Genomic DNA, 9704 nt, shown 5'->3' on the forward strand with positions numbered 1-9704 from the left:
GCCTAGCCGAACTGATTGTCGATAAGGGAGCTGTTGTGCTCATGCGTGGAATACTGAAAAAACTTTCTGTTCTCGCTGACCGGAAATCCGTCGGGCTGGCCGTCCTGATGGCTTTGGCAACCGTCATCGCGCCGCGATCGGCCTCGGCGCTCGTTGAAATCGACATTACCCAGGGCAACATCGAGCCATTGCCGATCGCCCTGCCTTCGTTTTCGGCCGATGGCGGCGACAGCAAGCTGGCGGCCGACATGACATCGGTGATCGCGGGCGACCTGAAACGCTCCGGCCTGTTCAATCCGCTGGATCCGGCCAGTTTCATCCAGAAGAACATGAGCGTGAATTCCACGCCGCGCTTCGGCGACTGGCGCCAGATTTCCGCGCAGGCACTGGTCACGGGTACCGTCATAAAACAGGCGGACGGCCGGCTGCGCGCCGAATTCCGCCTCTGGGACGTGTTCGCGCAGGAACAGATGCTCGGCCAGCAGTTCTATACGACACCGGAAAACTGGCGCCGCCTGGCTCATATCATCTCCGATGCGATCTACGAGCGGCTGACCGGCGAGAAAGGCTATTTCGACACGCGCATCGTCTTTGTCGATGAAACCGGCGCCAAGGACAAAAGGGTCAAGCGTCTGGCCCTCATGGATCAGGACGGCGCCAATGTGCGCTATCTGACGCGCGGCGAGGATCTGGTGCTCACACCGCGGTTCTCGCCGACCAGCCAGGAAATCACCTACATGTCGTATGGCGGTGCGGATCCGAGCGTCTATCTTCTCAACATCGAGACCGGCCAGCGCGAAATCGTCGGCAATTTCCCCGGCATGACTTTCGCCCCCCGGTTTTCCCCGGACGGGCAAAGCGTCGTCATGAGCCTTCAGCAGGGCGGCAACGCGAATATCTTCAAGATGGATCTGAGGTCCCGCCAGACCACGCGGCTGACCAATTCGGCGGCCATCGATACAAGCCCGTCCTTCTCGCCGGACGCGGGTCAGATCGTCTTCGAATCCGACCGGGGCGGCACGCAGCAGCTTTACGTCATGAACGCGGGCGGCGGCGAAGCAAAACGCATCTCGTTCGGGCCCGGCCGGTATTCCACGCCGGTGTGGTCACCGCGCGGCGACCTGATCGCTTTCACCAAACAGCATCAGGGGCGGTTCATGATCGGCGTCATGCGTCCGGACGGCAAGGGGGAGCGCATCCTGACCGAGGGTTATCACAACGAAGGTCCGGCCTGGTCTCCCAACGGACGGGTGCTGGTGTTCTTCCGCGATACGCCGGGCGCCAACGGCGGGCCGCAGGTCTGGACGGTCGACCTGACCGGATATAACGAGCAGCGGGTGGAAACTCCGGCCTTTGCGTCGGATCCGTCCTGGTCGCCGTTGATCGACTGAAACAACGTGCGGCCTGCTTCCCGTGACGTCGGGGGCGGCAAACCGCGCGGGACCTTCAATACGGCCTTGACAGAAAGGCCGTGTTAGGAAGTTGTTAACCATGTTTGCAAAGACGGTTTTAACCAGGTTTGGCTAGAAAGCGTTTACCAAAGACCAGACGATCCATGCGGTCAGGTTGGCGGGGCTGGGGATTAGGAGACAGGAATGTTCAAACGAGAAAACGCCGTTCAGGGCGCGCGATGGATTGCCATCTGTTTCGCGGTTCTGTTTGCGGCGGCATGTGCCCAGACAAAACCGGACGGGCTCGCGACCAATGTCAAGCCGGGTACCGGCCAGGACTTCGTGGTGAATGTCGGCGACCGCGTGTTCTTCGAGGAAGACCAGTCGGTGGTGAACGCGCAGGGTCAAACAACCCTCGCCAATCAGGCAAAATGGCTGAGCCGCTATTCCCAGTACACGATTACCGTGGAAGGGCATGCGGACGAACGCGGCACGCGCCAGTACAACATCGCCCTCGGCGCGCGGCGCGCGCAGGCGGCGCGGGACTATCTGGTTTCCCAGGGCGTGAATGCGTCGCGTATCAAGACGATTTCCTACGGCAAGGAACGTCCGGTGGCCGTGTGTAACGACAGCAGCTGCTGGTCCCAGAACCGGCGTGCGGTGACCGTTCTCAACAACGCCACCAACTGATCGGATCAAAACCCCGATCTGAGCGAAAGGCCGGGCCCAGTGTCCGGCTTTTTTCATGCGAGCTGGAATGCGGGCGGCAGGATCGCGGGCCGGTTTCTTCCGGTCCAATGCCGTCATTGCCAAAATTTAGCCGAAGTCCGGGCGCTCTGTGCCCTTGAGTACAGAGCCGGGCATGATACATACCGGAGGGTATGAGACATCATGCACACGGAGCTGCGTCGGTATTGGCAAATTTGTCCGGTCCGTTGGTGCTCAGCAAATCCCAGACCGGAGGAGCGAATGCGGAATTTAAGGGGACTGGCAGGTCTCGTCATGGCGCTGGTTTTCATCGCCACTGCCACACCGTCCGAAGCGCAGCTTTTCGGACGCAAGAATGATGATTCATCGGTCCGGATCGGCCAGCTGGAAGAGCGTATCCGGCTGCTGACCGGCCAGATCGAGCAGCTATCCTATCAGATGCGGGAACTGCAGGATCAGATGCGCCGGATGCAGGAAGACAACGAATACCGCTTCCAGCAGCTGGAAGGCGGAACGCCGGGCAAACGGTCCGACGCCGCACCGGGGAGCACCGCGCCGGGGCTCTCCCCGGACGGAACGCCGGAAACGGGCAGCCTGATTGCACCGGGCGGCGGGTTCGCGACCCTCCCGTCGGACGGATCGGGCGACAGCGACTGGTCGCAGTCCGGCGGTTATGAAGGCCCCACCGGGTTGCCGTCCGACGGGCCGATCGATCTGTCCGCCCTGGCGCAGGGACTGGAAAATCTTCCGGGCGCGGGAGGAGACATCGTTCCCGACCCGGGTCTGGCGACGGATGACGATCAGATTGCCAGCGTCATCGGCAGCAGCGATCCGCGCGCGGATTACGATCAGGCCTATTCCCAGGCGGTCAATGGCGACTACGCGGCGGCCGAACACGGCTTCCGGACATTCCTTGAAAACTATCCTGACGACGGGCTCTCGGCCAATGCCCAGTACTGGCTGGGAGAAAGCCTGCTTGCACAGCAGAATTTCCGCGAAGCCGCGGATGCGTTTCTGAAGACCTACACGGATCACCCCGGCAATGAGAAAAGCCCGGACAGTCTCCTGAAGCTCGGCGTTTCGCTGCGCGGTCTGGGCGAGGCCGATGCCGCCTGCGCCACCTTCTCCGAACTCCTCAACAAATATCCGAATGCCGCCCCCGCTGTTCTGTCGCAGGCACGGGATGAGCGCCGCCGTGCACAATGTTCCTGACGGGCCGGCCGGGCCACCGGTTGAGCATTCAACGCTCCCGGACGAAGACATCGATTTTCTTTTTCGCGGACTGAATTCCTTTTCAAAGCTCGCTCTTGCCGTCTCGGGCGGAGCGGATTCCTCAAGTCTTCTTGTTCTTTTCGGCGAATGGATGAAACGCACGTCCTGGCAAGGCGGTGCGGAAGTCGTTTGCGTTGACCACGGGCTGCGCCCGGAAAGTGCCGCAGAAGCAGACTTTGTCGCCGCAATGGCCGCCGATCACGGCCTGCCCGCGAAAGTCCTCCGCTGGGAAGGCGAAAAGCCCACCAGCAATATCCAGGAAGAGGCCCGCCAGGCCCGCTACCTGCTGATCGCCGGTCATATGAGGCAATCGGGTGCCCAGGCCCTGGTTCTGGCGCATCACCTGGATGATCAGGCCGAAACGTTTCTGGACAGGTTGACGCGGGGCAGCGGGCTTTCCGGACTTGGCGCCATGGCGTGCGACGAAACGGACGGTCCGCAGGGGCTGCGGCTGCTGCGGCCGCTTCTGAGCGTGCCGAAGACCCGGCTTGAGGCGAGCCTGAGAACGCGCGGGCTGACCTGGTGCTCCGATCCGTCCAACCTCGACCTTAAATACAAGCGGAGCCGCCTGCGCGCGATCATGTCGCTGCTGGCGGAAGAAGGTCTTACCGCCGACCGGCTCGCGCAGACCGCCGGACATCTGCGGCGCGCGCGCGAAGCTCTTGAGACAACGCTCCGCGATCTGGTGAAACGGCATGTCACGCAGCATCCGGCAGGTCCGCTCACGATGAGCCGCGAAGTCTACCGCGCAACCGCGAAAGACCTGCGCCTGCGCCTGCTGACCGGATTGGCCGCGGGCGCGACGGGGAGGCGGGTCCGGATCAGGTTCCGCAAACTTGAAGCTCTGGACTTGGCGCTGCTGGCCGAAGGCGATTGCCGGCACACGCTTGCTGGCGCGCTCTTTGATGCGGATCGCGGTGCAATCCGGATCTGGAAGGAAGCGGGGAGGACACCTCCCGAAACGCTCGCCGTTACAGCTAGCCCGGGTGTCTGGGACAACCGTTACCGGTATTGGCACCCTTCGGATCCGTCCTTGCCGGCATTAGCGGGCAACCTGCGTGTGGGGCCGCTCTGCCGCGCGCCGGTACAGGCCCGGGATATTTCCTGGCCGGAGGGCTGGCCGAAGGAGGCGTTCGACTGTTCACCGGTGGTGTGGACGGCGGAGGGAGCCATTGTCGCATCTTCCCTTACGGCACACCTGCGGATCGGCAATTCTGACGGGGTGAATTCGCTGAATTTGGAAAGAATTCCGTTCCAGGGCAAATTGGAGGCTGATTTTGTGGATGGCGGGGACCTGCAAGAGGAAATCTAGAGTTTTCCTCAGGTCCAACATCTGTTAGACGTCCAAACTTAACAAATTAGTCAGTGCATCTGCGCAACTATGGCGCACCGCCTTGGCAGCGGGCCTTGGGCGACCTATCTTCGCTTAAAGGAAATAACCGCGTGAGTTATGTCGCGTCGGGCGGTTAAGGGAAAAAAATGAACGCACATTTTCGCAATTTCGCCCTTTGGGTGATCATCGCCTTGCTGTTGATCGCACTGTTTCAGCTGTTTCAAAGTCCCGCGCAGAATGGCGCGACGAATGACATCGCTTATTCGGACTTCATGAAGCAGGTCGACAATGGTGAAGTCAGGTCCGTCACCATCCAGGAACAGAAGATTTCCGGCAGCTATAACAGCGGCGGCGCGTTCCAGACCTATGCACCCGACGGGGCGCTGTATGTCAACGAACTGCGCAGCAAGGGCGTTCTGATCAATGCCCGTCCGCCCGCGGAGAGTTCTCCGCTGCTGGGCGCCCTGTTCTCCTGGCTGCCGATGCTGATCATTCTCGGTATCTGGATCTTCGTGATGCGGCAGATGCAGGGCTCCGGCGGCAAGGCCATGGGTTTCGGTAAATCCAAGGCCAAGCTTCTGACCGAGGCGCATGGCCGGGTCACATTCGACGATGTTGCCGGTATTGACGAAGCCAAGGAAGATCTGCAGGAGATCGTGGAATTCCTGCGCGATCCGCAGAAATTCCAGCGTCTGGGTGGCCGCATTCCGCGCGGTGTGCTGCTGGTCGGCCCTCCGGGAACCGGTAAGACCCTGACGGCCCGTGCCGTCGCCGGCGAGGCAAACGTGCCGTTCTTCACCATCTCCGGTTCGGACTTCGTCGAAATGTTCGTCGGTGTGGGTGCCTCCCGTGTGCGCGACATGTTCGAACAGGCAAAGAAAAACTCGCCCTGCATCATCTTCATCGACGAGATCGACGCTGTCGGCCGTCATCGCGGCGCCGGTCTCGGCGGCGGAAATGACGAGCGCGAACAGACCTTGAACCAGTTGCTGGTCGAGATGGACGGTTTCGAGCCGAATGAAGGCGTGATCATCATCGCCGCGACCAACCGTCCGGACGTACTCGATCCGGCGCTCCTGCGTCCCGGCCGTTTCGACCGTCAGATCGTTGTGCCGAACCCGGACATCACAGGCCGCGAAAAGATCCTCAAAGTGCATATGCGCAAGGTGCCGCTGGCGCCGGATGTGGATATCAGGACGCTTGCACGCGGCACCCCGGGCTTTTCCGGCGCCGATCTGATGAACCTCGTCAACGAGGCCGCTCTTCTTGCCGCCCGCCGGTCCAAACGCCTGGTGACCATGGCCGAATTCGAGGACGCCAAGGACAAGGTTATGATGGGCGCGGAACGCCGCACGCTGGTCATGACCGAGGAAGAAAAGAAGCTGACGGCCTATCACGAGGCCGGCCATGCGCTGGTCGCGCTGCATCAGGCAGCTTCCGACCCGATCCACAAGGCCACCATCATTCCGCGCGGCCGCGCGCTGGGCATGGTCATGCGCCTGCCGGAAAAGGACCAGGTGTCCCTGACACGGGCGAAGTGCAAGGCCGACCTTGCCGTCGCCATGGGTGGCCGTGTGGCCGAGGAGATGATCTTCGGTTACGAGAAGGTGACCTCGGGCGCCTCCGGCGACATCCAGATGGCCACCAAGCTTGCCCGTGCCATGGCGACGCAGTTCGGCATGTCCGACAAGCTGGGGCCGCTGCTTTACGGCGAGAATCAGGAAGAGGTCTTCCTGGGCCATTCGGTCGCCAAGAACCAGAGTGTCTCCGACGAGACCCAGAAGATCGTCGACGCGGAAATCAAGTCCTTCGTCAATCAGGGCTACGAGACCGCGAAGAAAATTCTGGGCGATTTCGAGGACGAGCTGCACACCATCGCCAAGGGTCTGCTGGAATACGAGACGCTCTCGGGCGATGAGATCAAGGGTCTTCTGGTCGGCAAGCCGCCGGTCCGCGATACGGATGACGACCAGCCGGTCGGCCGATCCTCCGCGGTTCCGACCGCCGGCGCGAAACGCGGCGGCGACGAGCCCAGCGGCGGCATGGAACCGCAGCCGCAGTCCTGATTGCACCTCGACAATCGGCGCAAGAACATCAAATGCCCGGCGCAAGCCGGGCATTTTTCGTTCCGGCCTGCTCGGATCGTCAGTGAATGGTAACAATTGCTCACATATTTTGAAGCACGGGCGGTGCGAACTGCGCTAAATATGCGCTCGATCGACCTGCTTGTGTGCGAATTCGCACAAATAAAGACAATTCAACGGACATGATTGATGCGTAAGTTTTTCGGGACCGACGGTATTCGCGGCCAGGCCAATACATATCCCATGACAGCGGAGATGGCCCTGAAGGTGGGGATGGCGGCCGGGCTGGTGTTCAAGAACGGCGGGCACCGCCACCGGGTCGTCATCGGCAAGGACACGCGCCTGTCGGGATATATGCTGGAGAACGCACTGGTGGCCGGATTTACGTCTGTCGGCATCGATGTATTCCTGCTCGGCCCGATGCCGACGCCCGCGGTCGCGATGCTTACCCGTTCGCTCAGGACGGATCTGGGCGTGATGATTTCGGCCTCGCACAATCCTTTTCAGGACAACGGCATCAAGTTCTTCGGGCCCGACGGCTTCAAGCTCAGCGACGAAATCGAAAAGACCATTGAGAAGCTGATCGAGACCGACCTGACGTCTCGGCTGCCCGGGGCAAGCGATCTTGGCCGGGCAAAGCGGATCGACGGTGCCCAACAGCGCTATATCGAGTTCGCCAAGCGCACCTTGCCACGCGAAATGAGCCTTGAGGGACTGCGCGTGGTCATCGATTGCGCCAATGGAGCGGCCTACAAGGTGGCTCCGGAAGCTCTGTGGGAGCTTGGTGCGGACGTGATTTCGATGGGCGTTTCCCCGGACGGCTTCAACATCAACAAGGAATGCGGCTCCACATCGACCGATGCGCTGTCCGAAAAGGTGCATGAAGTCAGGGCGGATATCGGTATCGCGCTCGACGGCGACGCGGACCGGGTGATCATCGTCGATGAGAACGGCGCTGTTGTCGACGGTGACCAGCTGATGGCCGTGGTGGCGCAATCCTGGCAGGCGAGCAACCGTCTGTCGGCGCCGGGCATCGTCGCGACGGTCATGTCGAACCTCGGTCTGGAGCGGTATCTCGAAAGCCTCGGCCTCAGCCTCGCCCGCACGCGGGTGGGCGACCGCTATGTGGTCGAGCACATGCGCGCCCACGGTTTCAATGTCGGCGGAGAACAGTCGGGACATATTGTCCTGTCCGATTTCGCCACCACCGGCGACGGCCTGATAGCCGCTCTTCAGGTGCTGGCCTGCGTGAAGGATCAGAACAGGCCGGTGTCGGAAGTCTGCCGCCGGTTCGAACCGGTGCCGCAGATCCTGAAGAACGTGCGCTACAAGGGCGGCACGCCGCTGGACAAGGATCAAGTCAAGTCAGCCATCGAAGACGGGGAGGCCCGCCTCGGCAAATCCGGCCGCCTGGTGATTCGCGCCTCCGGGACCGAGCCCCTCATCCGGGTGATGGCCGAAGGCGATGACGCGGAGCTGGTCAGCCAGGTCGTCAACGATATCGCCGGTGTCGTCGCTTCCGCGACCGCCTGAATTTCCACTTTTGAAGCCGAACCGCCCAGATTTAAGGCGGCTTCACACTGCCGACAAAGGCTCACGGTTGCCGTTGGTCCTCCCGCCGTGCGAAGCGCGAGCCGGGACCGGAGAGCCGCAAGCCTTTGCTTATTTGTTGCTATCGATGAGCCTTGGTTGCTCGACTCCGGATCTTCGCCGCGCTGCCTGCACGATGAGGGCATGAAGGTCTGTCGTAAATAGAGAGTCGCGTTAAATTAGGGTGGTTTGTTAATTTCTTGTCAATAAATCTTATCAAATTAAGCTTGTGTTAAGGTAAAAAAACGCGGTTAAAGAACAGAGTTAAGTTACCTTTAATGAATTCCCCTCAGTATGTCTTCAAGTTTGGTGTGTCCGGTATCGGTTGAAGCGGGCGCTCACTGGAAGAGGACGAGGACATGGACAATTTTTTCAAGCGTTTGTCTTTGACCGGCTTTGCTGTTGCACTTTCCACTGCGGGTTATGCTGCGGATTTGCCGGCCCCGGTTATTGAGCACATTCCGCAAATCCCGGTCGCGGCGGGCGCCTTCTATCTGCGCGGCGATATCGGCTACAAAATCTATCAGGCGCCCGACATCAAATACGGCACCCTGGACTTCTATGACGAGGAAATGGACGGCACGTTCATGATGGGTGCCGGTGTCGGTTACAAGTTCAGCGATCACTTGCGCGCCGATTTGACGATCGACTACGAATTCCCTGCCGAAGCGAAATCAAAAGGCCCCTGCAATAGTCCCTGCGGTTCGCCCGGACATTCGATCGAAAAGGCCGATATTGACGTCTGGACGTTCATGCTGAATGGCTACGTCGATATCGGGACCTGGAACAAGATCACGCCCTATGTCGGTGCGGGTATCGGTGCTTCCTATGTGACGACGAGCAATATCACTTTCGCAAACCCGGACGGGGCACGCGGTTCCTATGACGGTGACAGCAAGTGGAATTTCGCCTGGGCGCTGATGGCAGGTGCCTCGTATGAAATCACACCCAATCTGGCCCTGGATGGCGGCTACCGCTACCTGAACATCGGCGATGCACATTCGGCGAAGTTTGCTGTCGGCGGTCAGAATACCAGGATCGAGTACAAGGACCTGTCCGCGCACGAATTCAGGCTCGGTGCCCGCTACACCTTCAACTCCATGAGGACCGCGGCCGCTCCGGTCTATTACGAGCCGCAAGGGCCGATCATGAGCAACTTCTGATCCTCTTCTAATGCGTATTTGCAAAGGCCGGTCATTGGACCGGCCTTTCAGACCGCTGACAAACCCGCCGATTTCGGCGGGTTTGTTTTTTTGATGGTTTTATATCGGGATTTCGGGCGTTTTTTTGTTTCCGGTGTATTGGCCTTGTCGGCCTCAAGCTTGC

At 60.5% G+C, this 9704-nt stretch carries 7 protein-coding genes; all 7 read left to right on the plus strand.

Annotated features, from left to right (window positions below; translation table 11 throughout):
* Nucleotides 1-41 precede the first annotated feature (41 nt).
* The gene (gene tolB, locus CLV41_RS14370) at nt 42-1391 is read left to right on the plus strand and encodes a Tol-Pal system beta propeller repeat protein TolB (protein WP_103223077.1); all 1350 of its coding nucleotides are present in this window, start codon (nt 42-44) and stop codon (nt 1389-1391) included.
* Nucleotides 1392-1595: 204 nt separating this feature from the next.
* Nucleotides 1596-2081, plus strand: a complete 486-nt coding sequence (pal, locus tag CLV41_RS14375; protein ID WP_103223078.1) for a peptidoglycan-associated lipoprotein Pal — start codon at nt 1596-1598, stop codon at nt 2079-2081.
* A gap of 279 nt (nt 2082-2360) precedes the next feature.
* Entirely contained in the window at nt 2361-3311 is a 951-nt protein-coding gene (gene ybgF / locus CLV41_RS14380; RefSeq protein ID WP_103223079.1) for a tol-pal system protein YbgF, read from the plus strand.
* The gene (gene tilS, locus CLV41_RS14385; RefSeq protein ID WP_170107191.1) at nt 3283-4683 is read left to right on the plus strand and encodes a tRNA lysidine(34) synthetase TilS; all 1401 of its coding nucleotides are present in this window, start codon (nt 3283-3285) and stop codon (nt 4681-4683) included. The genes ybgF and tilS overlap by 29 nt, the downstream gene beginning before the upstream one ends.
* Nucleotides 4684-4850: 167 nt before the next feature.
* A complete protein-coding gene (ftsH, locus tag CLV41_RS14390; protein ID WP_103223081.1) occupies nt 4851-6770 on the plus strand; it encodes an ATP-dependent zinc metalloprotease FtsH in 1920 nt (639 codons plus the stop codon).
* A gap of 207 nt (nt 6771-6977) precedes the next feature.
* Complete coding sequence (gene glmM, locus CLV41_RS14395) at nt 6978-8321, plus strand: phosphoglucosamine mutase (RefSeq protein ID WP_235867137.1); 1344 nt, start codon at nt 6978-6980, stop codon at nt 8319-8321.
* 416 nt (nt 8322-8737) lie between these two features.
* Nucleotides 8738-9541, plus strand: coding sequence for an outer membrane protein (locus CLV41_RS14400; protein ID WP_170107192.1), 804 nt, complete (start codon nt 8738-8740; stop codon nt 9539-9541).
* Nucleotides 9542-9704 lie beyond the last annotated feature (163 nt).

The organism is Roseibium marinum (assembly GCF_002906165.1).
GTDB classification, from domain to species: Bacteria; Pseudomonadota; Alphaproteobacteria; order Rhizobiales; family Stappiaceae; genus Roseibium; species Roseibium marinum.

What these genes read in the sequence shown, in the direction of transcription:
- glmM (WP_235867137.1), top strand. Translation starts at nt 6,978, where the DNA reads ATGCGTAAGTTTTTCGGGACCGACGGTATTCGCGGCCAGGCCAATACA.
- tilS (WP_170107191.1), top strand. Translation starts at nt 3,283, where the DNA reads ATGAGCGCCGCCGTGCACAATGTTCCTGACGGGCCGGCCGGGCCACCG.
- ftsH (WP_103223081.1), top strand. Translation starts at nt 4,851, where the DNA reads ATGAACGCACATTTTCGCAATTTCGCCCTTTGGGTGATCATCGCCTTG.
- tolB (WP_103223077.1), top strand. Translation starts at nt 42, where the DNA reads ATGCGTGGAATACTGAAAAAACTTTCTGTTCTCGCTGACCGGAAATCC.
- ybgF (WP_103223079.1), top strand. Translation starts at nt 2,361, where the DNA reads ATGCGGAATTTAAGGGGACTGGCAGGTCTCGTCATGGCGCTGGTTTTC.
- pal (WP_103223078.1), top strand. Translation starts at nt 1,596, where the DNA reads ATGTTCAAACGAGAAAACGCCGTTCAGGGCGCGCGATGGATTGCCATC.
- CLV41_RS14400 (WP_170107192.1), top strand. Translation starts at nt 8,738, where the DNA reads ATGGACAATTTTTTCAAGCGTTTGTCTTTGACCGGCTTTGCTGTTGCA.